Source organism: Clostridium perfringens (assembly GCF_016027375.1).
Taxonomy (GTDB): domain Bacteria; phylum Bacillota; class Clostridia; order Clostridiales; family Clostridiaceae; genus Sarcina; species Sarcina perfringens.
The window spans coordinates 1,275,862-1,294,392 of record NZ_CP065681.1 but is presented as its reverse complement, the minus strand read 5'-3'; the positions used below and the strand labels follow the sequence as shown (position 1 = coordinate 1,294,392).

The following is an 18,531-nucleotide window of genomic DNA, read 5'->3' as shown; positions in this document are numbered from 1 at the left end:
TAATAAAAGGTTTCCTAAATTTCTTTTTTCTTTATTAAATCTTCATACTCATCAACTGTATTTATATTATAAAAATTCTTTATTTCTTTTTTATGTACTTTTTCTATAAAAGGAAATTCTTCAACTACCTTCATAGAAAATTTAAAACAGGTTTTTATTAATTTATTGCTATTATTTATAAGTTCTTTTTCCATAATATCTTTGCAACTTTTTTTATATATGGCACAAAGAGGTTGTAGTCTTTCCTGAAACTTAGGAATTAAAATTTCATAGTCTTCCTTTATATTTCCTAAATAATTAACCACATCTTTATTTATAAAAGGCATATCACAGGCAACAACTAAGCAATAATCATTTTTAATATGATTTAAGGCTGAATGAATTCCACTTAAAGGCCCTTGACCAGGATATATATCCTTAAAAACTTTAAGTCCAAACTCCTTATACTCTCCTGGATTATTGGATATTATTATTATTTCCTCATAATCTTCTAAGGCTTTTATTATTCTCTCTATAAAATAGTCCTCTTCATATTTTAAAAAAGCCTTATTTCTATAATTCATTCTACTACTTTTCCCTCCAGCTAAAATAGCAGCACTCTTTTTTATCACCTTAATACACCTCCTATAAACCTATTTTTAAACTAATTATTTATTTATAATTTTATTATGTTTACTACTTCTCCTCTATTTAAGCCTTCATTTCCTTTTTCAATTTCTATTAAGCAATTAGCATTTAGAAGAGAACTTAATATACCATTTCCACTTTTAATTTGAGTTATATAAACCTTTGCTCCCTTTTCATCATATATAATATTTCCTCTTAAAAACCTTCTTTGAGGGCTTTTTTTATTAAAAGAATCCATTAAGACTCCCTTTTCTCTTTTAATATTTATATTTTCTTCCTCTCCCTCTAATTTTTTAAGTACAGGCTTTCCTAATAATTCAAATGTAGTTAAGGCAGCATTAGGATTTCCTGAAAGGCTTATCAATATTTTTTCTTGCCTTTTGCTACATACAACTGCAGAGCCAGGTTTAATTTTTATTTTCCAAAATAACCTTTCAAAGCCTATACTTCCAGAAACCTTTTGCATAAGATCTTTTTCTCCTACAGAAGCTCCTCCTGTAGTAAATACTATATCTGATTTTTCAAAGGCTTTTTCTATAGCTTCTCCTATTTTTAAGATATTGTCTCCTACATGTTCCATAGACAAAACATTGTATCCTAGCTCTTCTATTCTTGCACTTAAACTATATAAATTACTGTCATATATTTTTCCTGGTTTTAAGGTGGAATTTATATCACATACCTCATCCCCGGTACTAATTATTGAAACCTTAGGCTTTTTATAAACAAGTACCTCACTTATACCAGAGCTAGCCATTATGCCTAAATCAGCATAATCAAGTCTTTTACCTTTTTTAATTAAAGTTTCTCCAATCTTTATATCCTCTCCCATAAAAGATATGTTCTCATTAGCTTTCATTTCCTTAAATATTTTAACCAAATCTCCATGTCTTTCTGTTTCTTCTTGCTTAAGTACGCAATCAGCTCCCACAGGGATTGGAGCCCCAGTCATAATTCTAATAGCCTCTCCATGTTTTATTTCTATTTCTGAAAAATCACCTGCAAATATCTCATCTACTATTTTAAGCTCTATAGGATTTTCTTTTGAAGTTCCCTTAGAATCTTCTGATTTAAAAGCATATCCATCAAAAACTGACTTATTAAAGGGAGGATTATTAATCTTAGATTTAACATCACCATACAAAACTCTCTTTAAAGAATCCTTTATGCTAACAACCTCACTTTTTAAAGCCTTAGTGTTCTTATTTAATATTTCAAGAGCTTCTTCTAAAGCTATAAATTTTTTCAAAATATCACCATCCCTTTATAAAATAAAATGCTTATTATTTTTGTTATAACAACAAGAATAATAAGCATTAAATTAAATAGTCTTTTTAGACCTTAATATTAAAACTAAAAAACATAATTAACAATATTATTATGTAAGTTCTATGTTTTTTACTTTTGCTTATTCTCCTTCCCAAAATACGTGGAGGCAAAATTCTTTCAAACCTTACCCTGTGGATTACCCCAATTAAACCAATTAACAATTTAAGTTCTTATTAAACTTAATGTTAAATAATTTAGTAATCCAGGCTTAAAAATCATAGAACCTTCTCCTTAGATCTTTAAGCTTGGAGATTTATACTAATTTTCTATTACAAGGTTAGCAATTTCTTCATAATTATTTAAGTTAACAACTCTAACTCCTTCTAGAGATAAACTAACATCACTAGCAACTCCTATAAGCTTTTCCTTTGGAGTTATTATTTTCTTACTAATACCTTGTCTATATACTTCAAGCTTTCTATATTTGCTCTTTTTATAACCTTCTATTATTATAAAATCGAAATCTTCAACTTGCTTTATTAACTCTTCTAGAGGAACTTCTTCCTGAACCTCTCTTATAAGAGCCATTCTTTCCTTTGAGGAAATTATTACTGCTTCAGCTCCTGCTTTTCTATGACGCCAAGTATCTTTTCCCTCTTTGTCTATATCAAAACCATGAACATCATGCTTTATAGTAGCAACAGTATATCCTCTATTTTTAAGCTCTTTTATAAGTCCTTCTATTAAAACTGTTTTTCCTGTATTAGAACAGCTAGCAACTACATTCACAATCTTAGCCAAAGCCTTTTCCTCCCATTATAACTTAAATATATTGTTTTCCAAATTAAAATTTACATACTTATATTATAATTTATATTAATATGTGTACTCTAAATTTTCTTTTATATTGAAGAAATCTGCATAGTCAATTTCAAATAATGGCTTTTTAACCTTTGATACGTGTATCTTCTCTTTTATAAGTTGAGTTAAAACTCCTGCATAAGATAAATCGCCTTGAATTATAGCTCCATAAATTTTTCCATCCTTATGGATTATCTTTTTATAATTCTCTCCTGAAATATCAATTTCTTCTGTGTAAGAATCATCTGGAGCATTAACAACTCCTAAAGACATTGTTGTAAGTCCTAAGAAATTCATTGTATTCTTACTTCCAAAGAAATCTTCCATGAATATTTCATTACCAACCATATTGTTTGCTGCTATTATACCTTCTTTTACAGCAGTTGGCCATATAGGATTTCTTCCAGTGATATCTCCAGCTCCATAGACATCTCTTGCATTAGTTTCGCCTTTTTCATTTATTATTAATCCAAATCTATCTGTTTCTATAGAGCTATCTTTTAAGAATGCTACATTTGATCTAACTCCAGTTGCAACTATTATAAGCTCGCAAGGAATTTCTTCTCCTGTATTTATAAGTAATGCCTTTGGATTTTTATTTTCATCAATTAAAACTTTTTCCGCTCTAACTCCAAGTTTTAATTTAACTCCAGCATCTTCAAATCTCTTCTCGTATTTAGAAGAAGCATATTTATCAAGTTGAATTGGAAGGACTCTGTCCCCCATTTCAACTAAAGTAACATTTAAATCTTTAAATGCAAGTCCTGCTATGGCGTCTATGCCAACAAGTCCTGCTCCTAAAACAACCACGTTTTTAACCTTTTCTGCCTCTTCTTTAATTTTAATAGCATCCTCTAAGTTTCTTAATCCAACAACATTTTTAGCTTCTCTTAAATTCTCTACTGGAGGAATGAATGCTGATGCTCCTGTTGCTAATAATATCTTATCATATTTTAAGCTTTCTCCATTTGAAAGAACTATTACATGTTCTCTATCATCTATAGCTTTAACTTCTAAGCCTTTTTTCCACTCTATGTTGTATTTTTCAAAGAAATCTCTATCTGTAAAATCTAAAGCCTCAATATCTCTATGGCCACTTATGTAATGATGTAATATACATCTTGAATAAACATTTTCGTCCTTTGAAACTAATATTATTTCTGCATCTTTGTCAAGTTCTCTAAGTGTTTTTGCTCCACTTATTCCAGCAGCTGATGCCCCCACAACAATATATCTCATATTATTCTTCTACCTCCTCTAAAGTTATTGCTCCCATTGGACATTTTGCAACGCATTGAGGAGTTTTTTCTTTTGTACTTGCACACATATCACATTTCATTATATATTTATTCATTTCATGTTCAGCTTTTAATACTCCATATGGGCAAGCCATTACACACATAAAGCAACTTGCACATCTTGATTTGTCATAAGTTACAAAACCAGTTTCTTTATCTTTCTTCATAGCACCACTCATACAAGTGTAAACACACTCTGGTCTATCACAGTGTCTACAGAAAATAGGAGTGTATTTTCCTTCACTTGTTATTGCAATTCTACTTCTTGTATCCTCTGAATCATGAGAAACTATACAAGCAGTTGTGCATGTTAAGCATCCCACGCATTTATCTCTATTGATTTTTATTCTTTTCAAAGTAATCCCCTCCTATTTTCTAACCTTTTCTATATTAACTTGAACTGTTTTATATGAAGGCTCCTTAGAATAAGGATCAAATACAGATGGTGTTAATAAATTTGTTTCTATATAATGTATTGGTGCATATAAAGTTTTTTCTTTAAGATTATCAGTTAATCTTGCTATAAACTTAGATGTATGCCCATTTGATGAATGAATTAAAACCTCATCATTTTCTTTTATATCAAGCTTTTCTGCATCTTTTCTATTTATATCTACATATGCCTTTTGTGAAACTATATTAGTTACAGCTTGTATTTCTCTAGTTCTAGTATGAGTATGCCATTGTCCCACAGTTCCTCTACCAGTGTTTAAGTTAAATGGGAACTCTTCATTTGTAGCATTTGGATTTTCAGTTACATCTTCAAAAATAAACTTAGCTTTTCCACTTGGAGTATAATATTTTCCGTCTTCAAATAATCTTCTTTCATCAGACTCTAATTCTTCTCCTTTTCTACAAGGCCATTGAATTCCCTTAGAATCTCTTAATCTTTCATAAGATACTCCTGTAATATCACAAGGCATTCCTTTACTACATTCTCTTAGAAGCTTAAAGGCATCCTCTGGAGTTCTCCATTTGTCTAAAAGACTTCCCATTCCTAAGGCTTCTCCAATTCCTAATAATATTTCATAATCACTTAATTCATCTTCTTCCTTCTCTAAAACAGGAACTAAAGCTGAAAGTCTACGCTCAGTATTTATTAAGAAACCTTCTTTTTTAATAGCTGGAACTGAAGGTAAATATAAATCACATTCTTTAGAACTATCTGTATCTTCATAAATATCTTGAACTACAAAGAAATCTAGGTTTTTCATAGCTTTTTTAAACTCTTCGTTGTTACTAAATGAATGTCTAGGGTTAGTACAAACTACCCATAGTCCTTTGATTTCTCCCTTATTTATTCCTTTTATTATTTGCTCATAATCTAAAGTTGGCTTAGTTGGAAGCATATTCTCATCCATGCCTAATATATCAGCAACCACTTTTCTTCTCTCTTTGTTATTGTATTCTCCACCACCATAAAGAGCAGTTGTGTTACTAAACATTCTTGATCCCATAGCATTACATTGTCCTGTTAAGGAGTTAGCTCCTGTTCCTTCTCTTCCCATATTTCCTGTGATTAAAGCAAGATTTATAATGGCTTGAGCAGTTCTAACAGCTTCATAGCTTTGGTTAACTCCCATTGTCCACCAGAATGAAACTCTCTTTCCTTCATGGATTATTTTTGCAAGTTCTAGAACTCTCATCTTAGAGATTCCTGTTCTTTCTTCAACATCTTCTAATGTATATTTCTTAACATGTGCTTTGAAATCTTCAAAGCCCTCTGTGTAATTATTTATATAATCTTGGTTTATCCATCCTTTTTCTATAAGAACATTTGCTAAAGTATAGAAAAGAGCTAAATCTCCCTTAGTTTTTATATCAATCCACATATCTGAATTCATAGCTGTCTCAGACTTTCTTGGATCTATAGTAATTATTTTAGCATCCTTATTTTTTCTAACTCTTCCCCAAGCTATTGGATGAGCTATAACTGGATTTGCTCCAATAAAAAATATAGTATCTGAAAGTTCTAAATCTTTTAAAGTATATGGAGGGGCGTCAAATCCAAAGCTTTGTTTATAAGCTACAACTGCTGATGCCATACAAAGTCTTGTATTACCATCTCCATTTATACCCATGTAGCTTCTTCCTACATGACCTAAAAGAGCCATTTCCTCTGTTGGTAATTGACCTGTACTTATGTAAGCTACACTTTCTTTACCATACTTTTCTTGAATAGCTGTCATCTTACTAGCAAATAAATCAAAAGCTTCTTTCCATTCTATAGCTTTTCTTTCTCCATCTTTCATTTTAAGTAAAGGCTTCTTTGAACCATTAAACTTAGTACATTGTTTATCTAAATTAAGTCCTTTTATACAAGAAAATCCCTTATTAACTGGATAATGTGGAGTTGGAACTACTCTTTTTATTTTTCCATCCTCTGTGTAAAAATCTAAATTACACGCAAGAGCACAATAGTTACAAGTAGATTGTATTCTTTTCATACTTTTTTCCTCCGTTCACAAACATAACTTTGTTAAAAATTTATCATACTTATTTGAATTATATCATTATATTATCCATAATAATATGATAATTATCACGCTTTTTAACTACATTTTAAATTATTTTAATTTTCTTTGTTAAAACTTTTTTCTTAATCTGAAAGTTATTTTTTGTTTTTAAATTTAAATCTTAACTAAGAAAAGGTACTATGAATTAATCATAGTACCTTTTACTAAAATAACAAATAAATTATATACTTATTTATTACTTATATATTTAATCTTTTATTTAAACAATAAATAAACTGAATAAATTAAAGCTAATACTCCAATTACTTTTAAATAACTTTCATAAATATCAGCCATATTGTCTCCACTAGGGTCTTTTAAAGAAAAAATATGTTGAATCTCAAAAACAAAACTAGTAAACTTTATACACATAATACCTGATATCCCTAAAACTATAGTTAAAATAATATTTGAAAAACTTAAATTTCTAAAGTTTATTATACCTGCAATTAAAACGCCTGCTAAATATGTAATAAAAATAGCCTTTTCTAAAATACTTTTTAATTTTTCTTTTCTTATTAAATTATTTTTCGCCTTATTTTTAAGGGCTTCATAATCTTCAAACTCTTTATTTAAGCAATCACCATTTTTACAAAGCAAATTTTCATCCTCATTGACCTCTCCACATCTTTTACATATTTTCATATAGACACCCCCTGTTACTTAATTTTATAATATAAATTCCCATTGTAATTATATTCCTACTTAATTTAACACTCTATTTACTTACTGAAATTTTCTTAATTTCTTTATAAAAAATAAAGTATCTAAAGAATATAAATAAACTTAATATTTATAAATATTCTAAAGATACTTTTTGTTTTCAAACTATATTTTAAGCATAATAATATTATAAAATCTTAAATTTACATAAGTTTTTTGCTAAAAACTCCATCTAAATTTAATTGAGCTACTCTCTTTTGAATTTCATCTTTATCTATTGTATAAAGTCCTAACTCTTTCATTCTATTAAAGTAAACTGAACCTGCAAAGGTATATCTATTTTTCTTTCCTTCTCTAGATTGAGATTCTTCATTAGCAAAGGCTATTATATCTCCTAAAACAGTTGCTCTTGGAAGAATTAAATAAGGAATTCCTAAAGCATGTCTTACTGCATTGTGTCCAGCTAAAGTACCTGTAACTATAGCCTCTGTATGTCCAACAAAAAGTCCTGATTTTTCTCCTGCACAGAATAAATTAGTAACTCCTTTAACCTTCATATTATCATCTCTTGGAGCCACTGATAGGTATCTTATAGAGTTACCCTTTCCACCTGCATATGGATCAACATACTTAGCATTTTCAAGACCTTTAATCTTTCTAAGCTTTTCAAGAGGATAATAAGTAGTCATAAGCTTAGCATGTCCAGTATCTAATAAAACAACATTTTCTGCAAATTCCTTAAGAGCATATTGCTGACAAACCTTTGTATTTAATTTATCATAATTAACATCTTCTTTTGGAATTTTAAGAACGACACAACCTTTTTCCTCAAGTTCTTTTCTTATTTCCTCTGAAAGAGTTTCTTTTGCAAGTTTACATGAACCACTAAATGCTCCTAGTTCATCTCCAACTCTTTCTCCTTGTATATCTTCAACTCCACATCTTGAACTTATACTAATTCTAGGACCAAAGGAAGGACATCTTAAAATACACATAGAGCATCCATTACCGTATCTTAGGCAATTTCCCATAGGGCCTGTTGAACCAGTAGTTTCAATGAACACATCTCCTTTATAATATTGTCCATCACTTGTATAAACTCCTAAAATTTTGTTGTCTTCTTGTTTTATATCAATGATTCTAGAAACCATTTTTGTTTCAATTCCTAGACTTTCTACATATCTTTTAACTTCTCCCTCAACTAAATTAACATCATAAAGCCAAGCATGTTCATGTCCAGGAAATGGTATATCCTTGTGTCTACTAACCTTATCAGTTATATTTATTAAATCTCCGCCTCCCATAGCTATTAATTCCTCAGAGGCTGTATATCTTCCATTATTCCTCATTATTCCGCCAACATTACCAAGTCCTAATAATAAATCTGTCTTTTCAAAAAGAACTACATCTGCTCCCATTTTTTTTGCTTCAATAGCGGCTGCAACTCCTGACCATCCGCCACCAATAACAACAACTTTCATAAAAACTCTCCCTTCTATAAATTAATCTTTATTAAATGAATCTTCTATCTTCAAATATTTTTCTAGGATCACTTTGCACCTTACAAAGTCTTTTTACCTTGTGACCAGCAAACCTAGCTGTACAGCTTCCACATACCCCTTCTCCGCAGCACATTTTAGCATTATTACAACAAGATACTTTTGTAGATTCATCTTTCAAATCATTTAAATATTCTATAAGTTTATAAGTTAATATATCCGCTCCAGCACAATGGATTAAATCCCATTGTCCATTTTTAATAACTTCCTTTGCTTCATTTGATATTTCACCTTTGTTGATTAAATTCATAGGAACATACTGAATATCGTATCCCTCTAAATATTTTTCTATATAACTTTCTTTAAAAGGTGCCTTATCTAAAAGAATCTTAACCTTATTTCCTTCATTAGCTAACTTTTTAATAACTGGTACAGCAGGAGCTAATCCAATTCCTCTGCAAAGTACAAGGACCTCTCCATTCTTAGTTGAGTCTATATTTTTTATTCCAAATACTCCATTAAAATAAGGCCCTCTTATAGTTATTTCTCCTTTAACCTCAGTATTTAAGAGCCTCTTAGTTTTTATTCCTCTAACCTCAATAAGTACTTTTATTACATTTTTATCTGCATCAGATTCTAAAATAGATATAGGTACATCAAAAAACGGATTATCATTAGTTCTTATAAATATAAACTTACCTGGTCCAAGTAAATCAATACAAAGTTTATGAGGTGCCCTAAACTCTATAAATAATAATCCTTCTTCAACTTCTACAGCATCTATGACATCACAAGTAAAAGTTTTTCTGCCTTCCTTAGCTTTAAATCCATTACTTGCAAATTCTTCATATATGCAAACCCCTTTCCAGTTTACACAATCACAAAAACACTTTCCGTGAAGTTGAGAACAAAGTATGCATTCTCCTTCTTCTGCTAAGTGACAAGGACAAAATTCCGTACCAGCATCTATACAATCAATTACTTCATAATCCATAAAAACCCTCCCATTTGAATTCTTACTATTAAAATATCCCTGAGAGATTAAAAATGTTACAAAATTTCTTTAATAAATAATTAATCCTTAAAATATTTTCTAAAATTATTTTAAATATAAAACTTTAAATCCCTGGTATTAAAAGCTATTAAGCATTTATATATAACAAAAATAATATTTTTTAAACTTTAAAACAAAAAAATCAAAGGTGTTATATTAAAATATTAATATAACACCTTTGATTTTAAGAATAATTGGCTTTAACATATTCATAAACTCTTTCAGTGGCTTCCCACCTAGTTGGACAATTTAAAACTACTATGATTATATTTCTTCCATTATGATCTACAGAACTTACTAAACATTTCCCCGCCTGACCAGTATAGCCTGTTTTTCCTCCATTGGCATTAGGTAATCTCCAAAGCATTTTATTTATATTGCTATAACTTCTAGTAAAATTATATTTTTCAGCCCCTACTTCCTTAGTTCCTGATATCTCTCTAAAGAAAGGCTCTTCCATAGCTTTTGACATTAAAACCGCTAAATCATAAGCAGAGGAAAAATGCATTTGGCTATCTAATCCATGAGGAGATTGAAAGTTTGAATCCTTAAGACCTAACATTCTAGCAAAATCATTCATAAGTATAGAAAAGTTCTCTATACTACCTCCAATATGCTCTGCAATAGCTATGGCAGCATCATTTCCTGACTTGTACATAAGTCCAAAAAGAAGTTCTCTCATTGTAACCTTTTCTCCAGCCCTAAATCCAACTTTTGATCCTCTAATACTTGCTGCAGTTTTAGATATTGTAACCTCTTCATCTAAGTCAGAATAATTTATTGCAACTAAAGCAGTTAATATTTTAGTGGTACTTGCCATAGGTACATTTCTAAAAGCATTCTTTTCATATAAAATCTTTTTGTTTTTAGCATCATAGGCAATAGCAAAATGTGCATCAGGAGTAATATCCTTGCACTGCTTTCCATATCCATCTTTTACATCCATAGTCTCTACTGAAACTTCCTCTGGAATACAACTTTCCTTTCCAAGAACAATAACATTAGAACATATAGATATTGTTATTAAAAAAAACATAAGAATTGAAATCTTCTTTTTCATAAAATATCTCTCCTTAAACTAAGCTTTTTTATCTATGAAACCTTCTTTTATTAGCTTTCCACTTTATAAATTTAATAACCTAGTATATTTTTGGATAATTAAAGCTATTATTGTCAATAATGTATAAATGGTAAGGAGGTTTATGAAGTGCTGAAGTTTTTTTTATTATTTTTATTATTACTACTTTTAGTTTTATTGTTTTTTCCAATAAATTTAAAATTCAAATTAGTATTTTCAGAAAAAGATTTTAAGATTAATTTTTATAAATTTGAAATATTATCTTTAAATAAAATATTAGGAGCTCATAAAGAAAAAAAGGAAATTTCAAAAAAAGGAAATAAGGACACTAAAATAAAGAAATCTTCTAAAAAGAAAAGAACCTTTTTAAAGCCTCCATCTAACCTTACCATTGCAAAATTAATAAAATTATTAACTAAAAGTAAATTTAAACCGTCTTTAAAAATTGTATTAGATTTAAATTTTTCAAGTGAAGATGCAGCTTTAACTGCTATCTTATATGGATTTATACATCAAATTTTATCTTTAATATACACAAGATTGGATTACTTTTTTAAACTAAAAAAGTTTACTGGAAACATAAATCCTAAATTTAATAATGAAAATTACTTATTTTTTGAAGTTCAAGGTATAATAACCATAAATTTTGCTCAAATTATATATATAGGATTTCTTTACTTATTAAACTTCAAGAAGTTATAAATATTATTTTTAATAGAGTTTAAAAATACTTTAGGAGGTTTGTACCATGATAAACTCAAATCACCCAATAGAAAATCTAATGGGTACAACAATGGAAAGCATAAGAGACATGATAGATGTTAATACTGTAGTTGGAGATGCCATAGAAACTAGAGATGGAAGTTACATAATTCCAATATCAAAAGTTTCCTTTGGATTTGCTTCGGGAGGCTCAGAACTTCCAAATAAAGAATGTGAAAAAATAGATGATAGATTTGCCTTTGGTGGGGGCTCTGGCGCTGGTGTTAGTGTAAAGCCAGTTGCTTTCTTAGTTCTTAAAGGTGATTCTGTAAGGCTATTACCTGTAAACCAAACTAATACTTATGACAGAATAGTTGATAATATTCCTCAAATAATTGAAATATTTAAGGATATGGGCAATAAAAAGTGTAAAGACAAAAAAGAAGATTCTAATTTTTGTGACTAAAAGCCTGCTATAGCTTTATTAACTCATTTAAATAGTTTCTTAACTATTCCTGATTTTATTGAAGAGTTAAACATTATAAATACCCTCTAATACAATAAAATCAACCAATCAAACTCCATAATAAAACAACCTAAAACCTAAAAAATAAAATTCTTACTTCGCAGGGAGTAAGAAATAGAAACTTTATAGTTTAATGAGTTAATTTGCTATTTAAATAATAGAAGGTAGAGAATAATTAATATTCTCTACCTTCTTAATTTATATAAACAAATTATTATACTAAATTCCTTAAGTTATACTATTTTACTTTTTATAAATTTAGAATCATCTACTCTTCCACCATGTCAGAAACCTCATCATTTTCTTCAAATAACTCTATAGATGGAAGATCTCCTAAATCATTTAATGCAAAATGTCTTAAAAATTCATCTGTAGTTCCATAAAGTATAGGTCTTCCTGGAACCTCTAATCTTCCAGTTTCCTCAACTAAATTTTTTTCAACAAGTCTTTGTATAGCACTTTCGCTTTTTACTCCTCTTATCTCATCTATCTCAACTCTAGTAATAGGTTGCTTATAACATATTATTGCTAAACTTTCTAAAGAAGCCTGAGATAAGGATTGTCTAACATTCTTTTTTAAAAGCTTTTGAACATATTCACTATTTTTTGTTTTAGTAACTAACTGATAAGTTCCATTTAAACTAATAATTTTTATCCCTCTTGAACTATCTCCATTATATATATTCATTAATTCTCTCATTAAATCTTCTACATATTTAAAATCCTCTTCTACTATTCTACATATATCCTTTAAAGCAAGAGGTTCTCCACTAACAAATAAAAGAGATTCTATAATAGACTTAAGCTCGTCTTTTTTAGATATTTCACTAAATTCTATTTGATTTATATCACTCATTTACTATCACCTTTTCCATCATAATCTCACCAAAGTTTTCATATTGGACAACTTTAATTTCACTTCTTTTTATAAGTTCAAGCATTGCCATAAAAGTAACAACTACTTCTAGCTTACATTCGCACTGTGGTATAAACTCTGAAAACCTAACAATGCTCTTTTCACTTAGCTTATCCCTTAAGAAATTAATTTTATCAGTAATTTTATATTTATCTACACTTATCTTTTTCTCCATAACATTTACATTTTGTTTTTCACCGTAAATTCTCATAAGATTGTTATAGAGCTTATAAAGATCAAGCATAGTTATATTTTTAAAGTAATCATCATCAAGTTTGTTGTCCACTTCAACTTCAATAATTTCAGCTTTTTTTGTAAATACTTCTCCAGTAGAAAGTTCTCTTTCTCTTAAATAAGCACTTATTTTCTTAAACTTTTTATACTCTTGAAGTTTTTCCATTAATATTTTCTGAAGATCTTCCTCACAAGTCTCATCTTCAACTTTAACCTTAGGAAGTAATGATTTCGATTTTATTTCTATTAAAGTAGCTGCCATAACTATAAACTCTGAAGTTATTTCTAAATCAAGTTCCTTCATTAAGGCTATATATTCTAAATACTGTTTTGTGATTTCATGAATCTTTATCTCAGTAATACTCATTTCATTTTTTTTGATTAAATGCAAAAGCAAATCAAAAGGTCCATCAAAGTTTTTAAGTTTGATAATTGGCATTTCCATAGTCTATTTTTCTCCTACTATTCAAAACTTCACATAATATCATAACAACTATCATATAAAAAAGCAATTAACACTAAGTTTAAGAGATACAAGAAGTTGATTTTATAAAAATAACCTTCTCTCTAGTTATTCTTTTACTAACTTTGCATCTATATAAGAAAAATTTATATACAAAAACAACTAGCATAAGGAGACTATATGCTAGTTGTTCTTCTTTCAACTTATAGGTATTTATTTTTAGTTTTTAATGAATACAGTCAAAATGTCTGAATAATACTTTATTTTTCATTACTCTTTTCTTCTGTTTTTTCTTCTACTTTATCTTCCTCTTCACCATTAAAGAAATTCTTAACCTTGAATTTAACACTATCAATAATTCCGCCTTTTTTCATATCTCTATCTGAATATAATTCAACTTTACCTAGAAGTTCACCATCTAGATAATATTCACAATATCCTATAGTATCAAATTCTTTAATTTTTTTCTTACTTTCATATAAAACAACTTTTTTCTCTATTTTGTCACTCATACCCTTTGGACAAACTAAAGTTAAATCATCCTTAGCTTTTCCTATGATAAACTTATCTCCTGTTTGACTCATAGGAATTTGTTCTACCTCACCATCTTTTGTAGCTACTTGCTTGCTTTCAAACTTAGAAAATCCATAATTCATAAGCATACTAGCATCTCTATTTCTTATTTTAAATGTTGGAGCTCCCATTATTACTGAAAGCATTCTAACTCCGTCCCTAGTTGCTGTAGCTGATATACAGTATTTAGCGTCATTAGTAAATCCAGTTTTAAGACCATCACATCCCTTAAAGAATCTAACTAATTTATTATGGTTAACAAGTTCAATAGGAGATTTTCTTCCCTCTGATATAGTTTCCATATAAGTTCCTGTATATTTTAATATAGTAGGATGTTTTAATAATTCCCTAGACATAATAGAAATATCATATGCAGTAGATAAATGTCCTTCTATAGGAAGCCCTGTGCAGTTTTTAAATGTAGTGTTTTTCATTCCAAGCTCCTTAGCTCTTTTGTTCATCATCTCAACAAAACCACTTTCACTTCCACCTAAATATTCAGCCATAGCTACAGCGGCATCATTACCTGAAGCTATTCCTATACCTTTTATAATCTCCTCAACAGTTCTTACTTCTCCAACATCTAGGAGCATAGTACTACCACCCATTTTCTTAGCAGTCTCACTTACTGTGATTTGATCTGAAAGTTTTATTTCTCCTCTATCTACTTTTTCCATGGCAAGTAACATTGTCATAATCTTTGTTACTGAAGCAGGTGCAAATTTTTCATTAGCATTTTTTTCATAAATTATTTTTCCTGTACTAGCTTCCATAAGAAGAGCTGATCTTGCTTCTACTTCTATTGCCTCTTCAGCTTTTACAGGAACAGAAGAAACAATGCTAAATAAAGATAAAAATATTGCAAAAGCTGCTATTTTTCTTATGTATTTTTTCATAATATCTCCTCCTTTCTTGCTTATTTTCTCCCAAAAGAAATAAATTATAAGCAAAAAAGAAAAAGTTATCCTATACTTTAATTTGTATAGGATAACTTTAACGAGAAAATCTATAATGAGTACCAAAACTTAATTTATTTAAAGTGGTTGGGTTCCTTGTTAGATATGGTTATTCAAAGATTACGATGCATAACTATAAATCTTAGCTATACCTGACAAGAATCCAACCAGCTTTAAAGCATTTTTTAAAACTATTTAACTATATCATATATTAATGGAATATCTTTTACTGAATCTGATATTTCGTAATTAGCTAATATTCCATCTACTGCTTTCTTACCTTTTTCTTCATCATCAGCATGAATATATGCTATGATATCTCCTTCATTAACTTTGTCTCCTCTTTTCTTTTGAAGAACAATACCAACAGCTAAATCTATAATACTTTCTTTAGTAGCTCTTCCTGCTCCAAGTTCCATAGCAACTAATCCTATGTTTTCAGCATGTATTTTGCTTACAACCCCTGATTTATTAGCCTTAACTGGAATTACATATTTAGCATTATGTAAGTTTGATATATCATCAATAACTGATGCATCTCCACCTTGAGCTTTTACAAATTCTTTTAATTTTTCAATTGCTTTTCCTGAAGTTATTGTTTCCATTAACATTTTTCTTGCTTCATCAGTATCTTTAGCAGCACCTGCTAAAACAACCATGTTGCTTCCAAGTGTTAAGCAAAGCTCTAAAAGATCCTTAGGACCATTTCCTCTTAAAGTTTCTATGGCTTCTTTAACTTCTAATGCATTACCTATAGCAAATCCTAAAGGTTGATCCATATCTGAAATTATGGCAACAGTATTTCTTCCAACATGTTTACCTATTCCAACCATTTCAGTTGCAAGTTCTCTAGCTGCCTCTGGAGTTTTCATAAATGCTCCATCTCCCACCTTAACGTCTAATACTATGGCATCAGCGCCTGCAGCAATTTTTTTACTCATAATACTTGAAGCTATTAATGATACATTATCAACAGTTCCAGTAACATCTCTTAAAGCATAAAGTTTTTTATCAGCTGGAGCTAAATCTCCTGTTTGTCCACCAACTGCTAATTTTATATTATTAACATTATTTATAAATTGATCCTTAGTCATTTCTACTGAGAATCCATCAAAACTTTCTAATTTATCTATTGTTCCACCAGTATGTCCAAGACCTCTTCCTGACATTTTAGCTACAGGAATTCCTAAAGCCGCAACCATAGGTCCTAAAACTAAAGTAGTAGTATCACCAACCCCACCAGTTGAATGCTTATCTACTTTTATACCGTGTATTTCACTTAAATCTAATATATCTCCTGAATTAACCATAGCCATAGTTAAATCTGAAGTTTCTCTCTTATTCATTTTTTGGAAATATATAGCCATTAATAAGGCTGCTACTTGATAATCTGGTATTTCACCATTTGTATATTTATCAACAAAAAAGTTTATTTCTTCAGTGCTTAATTCCCCACCATTTCTCTTTTTTAATATTAAATCATACATTCTCATAAGTTTCTTTCCTCCACACTATCAATTTGTGATAACCTTTTCATAAATTCATTTTATCAGAGAGATTCCTTATTTACAAGTACTTTCATCCTATAAAATATTATATTTTTTTCAACATTAATGAATTTTTCTTTTCTTAATTATAAAATTAAAATTATTTTTATGTATTTTTTAATAAATTCTAATATTTTAAAGCTAAAAATTATAAAAAGAAAAGACTTTTATGAAAGCCTTTTCTTATATATATTATGCTCTTGGATGAGCCTTTCTGTATATATTGTTAATTTTTTCATTGTTTATAATATCATAGTACATATCTATATAAGTCATAACTTGATTTCCTAATAGTTCTTGTACCACCTTAGCATTTGCTCCGTTTTGTAATAAATGCACTGCAAAAGAATGTCTAAAGGTATTTAAATTTATATCCTTGCCAATATTTGCAATAACAGCATACTCCTTAACAATTCTCCAAACTCCTTGCCTAGTTATAGGTTCTCCACTCATATTTAAGAAAAGCTTATCTGATCCTTTAGAATTATCTTCTCTTACCACAATATATCTTTTAAGAGATTCCTTAGCTGCTTTTCCTATTGGTATAAGTCTCTCATACCCTCTACTATCTCTACAATTTACAAAAGATGAATCCAAATTAATATCTTCAATTCTTAAAGATATTAACTCTGAAACTTTCATTCCAGTAGCATACATAAGTTCTAATAAAGCCTTATCGCGTATTCCCTTTTCAGTTAAAACATTAGTTGAATTCATAATTTTATTTATTTCTTCAACAGTTAAAACTAAAGGCTTTTTCTTTTCAACTCTTTCCTTTTTCATAGTTAAGTTTGGAACTTTCTTTAAAAATTCTTCTGCCACTAAGAAATTGTAAAAATTTCTTAAAGATATGATTGTTCTTTGAATTGATGATGGAGACTTATGATTTTCTTTTAGATGTTGTACATAAGATACCAAAGGATATCCATCCTCATTTACTTTAAATCCTTTTTCCTCTACAAAATCTAAATACATAGAGACATCTGTAATGTATGCACTTACGGTATTCTTTCTCTTTCCTATTGATTCTAGATATACTTCGTATTTGCTTACTAAATCTTTCATATTAACTCCTAACCAAAATGTTATTACATAATTATTTATATTACAGAAATCACCTACTAATTACTAATCTTATTAAATTAGGTGATATATATGTTTCAATTAGTATTCCTGATATTATAATTAAGCTTAAAAGCCCTTGAAAGTTTAAATATGCCCTACTAACATCAAGTTTTACTCTATCTCTAGATACTCCCATTTTTAACTTTGTAACTGAATGTCTTATAGCCAAAACGCTGATTAACATTATTATTGGAATAAAAATTAAATTCTGAAGCATTAATCCTGATAAGACTAACATAACACCCTTGCTTCCTAGCATGCTAACGATTAAAGAAAATGTAAATCCAATAACATATCCTTTAGCTAAATCCATCATAAGAATTATTGGTGTTCCTACAGCTGTGTAACCTAATAAAACTATTATTACAACCATTGGTAGAATACTCTTTATACTATCTACAAGAATACTTGTATAAGCTACAGAATTTCCACCTAAAAACTCTAAAAAGTTATTAAAATAAGTAGTAATTTCAACCCTATTAAAATCACTCATATAGTAAACTGTATAAGATCCTAAAACTATTCCAACTAAAAAGAATAAAAGTACCCATAAAAAAGTGATTTTATTTTCCTTTAATGACTCCATAAGTCCACTAAAAAACATCCTCATAAATTCTTCTTACC

18 protein-coding genes and 1 riboswitch are annotated in these 18,531 nt (G+C 29.0%); of the genes, 2 read left to right on the top strand and 16 right to left on the bottom strand.

Translation table 11 applies throughout. From position 1 onward, the window contains the following. Positions 1 to 14: 14 nt before the first annotated feature. The 10 genes from I6G60_RS06385 to I6G60_RS06340 all read right to left on the bottom strand — a co-directional run bounded on the left by I6G60_RS06385 (position 15) and on the right by I6G60_RS06340 (position 10,847). Entirely contained in the window at positions 15 to 611 is a 597-nt protein-coding gene (locus tag I6G60_RS06385) for a molybdenum cofactor guanylyltransferase (RefSeq protein WP_011590955.1), read from the bottom strand. A 44-nt stretch (positions 612 to 655) separates the two neighbouring features. After that, positions 656 to 1,876 (bottom strand): molybdopterin molybdotransferase MoeA, encoded by a 1,221-nt coding sequence (locus tag I6G60_RS06380; RefSeq protein WP_003458732.1) that lies wholly within the window; start codon positions 1,874 to 1,876, stop codon positions 656 to 658. 148 nt (positions 1,877 to 2,024) lie between these two features. Continuing rightward, positions 2,025 to 2,219: riboswitch (molybdenum cofactor riboswitch) on the bottom strand. Next, the gene (gene mobB, locus I6G60_RS06375) at positions 2,215 to 2,697 is read right to left on the bottom strand and encodes a molybdopterin-guanine dinucleotide biosynthesis protein B (protein WP_003458698.1); all 483 of its coding nucleotides are present in this window, start codon (positions 2,695 to 2,697) and stop codon (positions 2,215 to 2,217) included. It overlaps the preceding riboswitch by 5 nt. A 75-nt stretch (positions 2,698 to 2,772) precedes the next feature. After that, positions 2,773 to 3,996: an NAD(P)/FAD-dependent oxidoreductase gene (locus I6G60_RS06370; RefSeq protein WP_011590958.1), complete on the bottom strand. Its 1,224-nt coding sequence runs from the start codon at positions 3,994 to 3,996 to the stop codon at positions 2,773 to 2,775. 1 nt (position 3,997) lies between these two features. Next, the gene (locus I6G60_RS06365) at positions 3,998 to 4,411 is read right to left on the bottom strand and encodes a 4Fe-4S dicluster domain-containing protein (protein ID WP_003458719.1); all 414 of its coding nucleotides are present in this window, start codon (positions 4,409 to 4,411) and stop codon (positions 3,998 to 4,000) included. Positions 4,412 to 4,423: 12 nt separating this feature from the next. Next, positions 4,424 to 6,502 carry a nitrate reductase gene (locus I6G60_RS06360; RefSeq protein ID WP_003481844.1) on the bottom strand — a complete coding sequence of 693 codons (2,079 nt, stop codon included), beginning with the start codon at positions 6,500 to 6,502 and terminating at the stop codon, positions 4,424 to 4,426. A 285-nt stretch (positions 6,503 to 6,787) separates the two neighbouring features. Continuing rightward, entirely contained in the window at positions 6,788 to 7,216 is a 429-nt protein-coding gene (locus I6G60_RS06355; protein ID WP_011590959.1) for a hypothetical protein, read from the bottom strand. A gap of 221 nt (positions 7,217 to 7,437) precedes the next feature. Further along, positions 7,438 to 8,715, bottom strand: a complete 1,278-nt coding sequence (locus I6G60_RS06350; RefSeq protein ID WP_003451172.1) for an FAD-dependent oxidoreductase — start codon at positions 8,713 to 8,715, stop codon at positions 7,438 to 7,440. 31 nt (positions 8,716 to 8,746) lie between these two features. Further along, positions 8,747 to 9,727 carry a sulfide/dihydroorotate dehydrogenase-like FAD/NAD-binding protein gene (locus I6G60_RS06345; protein ID WP_003470886.1) on the bottom strand — a complete coding sequence of 327 codons (981 nt, stop codon included), beginning with the start codon at positions 9,725 to 9,727 and terminating at the stop codon, positions 8,747 to 8,749. A 244-nt stretch (positions 9,728 to 9,971) separates the two neighbouring features. Next, a complete protein-coding gene (locus tag I6G60_RS06340) occupies positions 9,972 to 10,847 on the bottom strand; it encodes a D-alanyl-D-alanine carboxypeptidase family protein (RefSeq protein ID WP_003451263.1) in 876 nt (291 codons plus the stop codon). A 147-nt stretch (positions 10,848 to 10,994) separates the two neighbouring features. Here I6G60_RS06340 and I6G60_RS06335 point away from each other — a divergent pair, with 147 nt between their 5' ends. Both I6G60_RS06335 and ytfJ read left to right on the top strand, forming a co-directional pair. Beyond that, positions 10,995 to 11,567, top strand: coding sequence for a DUF2953 domain-containing protein (locus I6G60_RS06335; RefSeq protein ID WP_057257486.1), 573 nt, complete (start codon positions 10,995 to 10,997; stop codon positions 11,565 to 11,567). A 46-nt stretch (positions 11,568 to 11,613) separates the two neighbouring features. Then, complete coding sequence (gene ytfJ, locus I6G60_RS06330; RefSeq protein ID WP_110016145.1) at positions 11,614 to 12,033, top strand: GerW family sporulation protein; 420 nt, start codon at positions 11,614 to 11,616, stop codon at positions 12,031 to 12,033. A gap of 328 nt (positions 12,034 to 12,361) precedes the next feature. On the opposite strand, the gene scpB is transcribed toward ytfJ, so the two are convergent. The 6 genes from scpB to spoIIM form a co-directional block, all read right to left on the bottom strand. Then, positions 12,362 to 12,949, bottom strand: coding sequence for an SMC-Scp complex subunit ScpB (scpB, locus tag I6G60_RS06325; protein ID WP_003451108.1), 588 nt, complete (start codon positions 12,947 to 12,949; stop codon positions 12,362 to 12,364). Continuing rightward, positions 12,942 to 13,688 (bottom strand): segregation/condensation protein A, encoded by a 747-nt coding sequence (locus tag I6G60_RS06320; protein WP_003458723.1) that lies wholly within the window; start codon positions 13,686 to 13,688, stop codon positions 12,942 to 12,944. Before I6G60_RS06320 ends, scpB begins: the two co-directional genes overlap by 8 nt. A 278-nt stretch (positions 13,689 to 13,966) precedes the next feature. Continuing rightward, complete coding sequence (locus I6G60_RS06315) at positions 13,967 to 15,175, bottom strand: D-alanyl-D-alanine carboxypeptidase family protein (RefSeq protein ID WP_003471121.1); 1,209 nt, start codon at positions 15,173 to 15,175, stop codon at positions 13,967 to 13,969. Between the two features lie 251 nt (positions 15,176 to 15,426). Then, entirely contained in the window at positions 15,427 to 16,728 is a 1,302-nt protein-coding gene (locus tag I6G60_RS06310; protein WP_003470716.1) for a pyrimidine-nucleoside phosphorylase, read from the bottom strand. Positions 16,729 to 16,974: 246 nt separating this feature from the next. Continuing rightward, positions 16,975 to 17,847 carry a site-specific tyrosine recombinase gene (locus I6G60_RS06305; protein ID WP_110016144.1) on the bottom strand — a complete coding sequence of 291 codons (873 nt, stop codon included), beginning with the start codon at positions 17,845 to 17,847 and terminating at the stop codon, positions 16,975 to 16,977. 49 nt (positions 17,848 to 17,896) lie between these two features. Continuing rightward, positions 17,897 to 18,517, bottom strand: coding sequence for a stage II sporulation protein M (gene spoIIM / locus I6G60_RS06300; RefSeq protein ID WP_003469014.1), 621 nt, complete (start codon positions 18,515 to 18,517; stop codon positions 17,897 to 17,899). Positions 18,518 to 18,531 lie beyond the last annotated feature (14 nt).

Bases quoted from the DNA above. Each gene is read 5' to 3' on its own strand.
- I6G60_RS06370 (WP_011590958.1), bottom strand. From the start codon at position 3,996: ATGAGATATATTGTTGTGGGGGCATCAGCTGCTGGAATAAGTGGAGCA.
- I6G60_RS06360 (WP_003481844.1), bottom strand. From the start codon at position 6,502: ATGAAAAGAATACAATCTACTTGTAACTATTGTGCTCTTGCGTGTAAT.
- I6G60_RS06355 (WP_011590959.1), bottom strand. From the start codon at position 7,216: ATGAAAATATGTAAAAGATGTGGAGAGGTCAATGAGGATGAAAATTTG.
- I6G60_RS06350 (WP_003451172.1), bottom strand. From the start codon at position 8,715: ATGAAAGTTGTTGTTATTGGTGGCGGATGGTCAGGAGTTGCAGCCGCT.
- I6G60_RS06345 (WP_003470886.1), bottom strand. From the start codon at position 9,727: ATGGATTATGAAGTAATTGATTGTATAGATGCTGGTACGGAATTTTGT.
- I6G60_RS06340 (WP_003451263.1), bottom strand. From the start codon at position 10,847: ATGAAAAAGAAGATTTCAATTCTTATGTTTTTTTTAATAACAATATCT.
- ytfJ (WP_110016145.1), top strand. From the start codon at position 11,614: ATGATAAACTCAAATCACCCAATAGAAAATCTAATGGGTACAACAATG.
- scpB (WP_003451108.1), bottom strand. From the start codon at position 12,949: ATGAGTGATATAAATCAAATAGAATTTAGTGAAATATCTAAAAAAGAC.
- I6G60_RS06320 (WP_003458723.1), bottom strand. From the start codon at position 13,688: ATGGAAATGCCAATTATCAAACTTAAAAACTTTGATGGACCTTTTGAT.
- I6G60_RS06315 (WP_003471121.1), bottom strand. From the start codon at position 15,175: ATGAAAAAATACATAAGAAAAATAGCAGCTTTTGCAATATTTTTATCT.
- I6G60_RS06310 (WP_003470716.1), bottom strand. From the start codon at position 16,728: ATGAGAATGTATGATTTAATATTAAAAAAGAGAAATGGTGGGGAATTA.
- I6G60_RS06305 (WP_110016144.1), bottom strand. From the start codon at position 17,847: ATGAAAGATTTAGTAAGCAAATACGAAGTATATCTAGAATCAATAGGA.
- spoIIM (WP_003469014.1), bottom strand. From the start codon at position 18,517: ATGAGGATGTTTTTTAGTGGACTTATGGAGTCATTAAAGGAAAATAAA.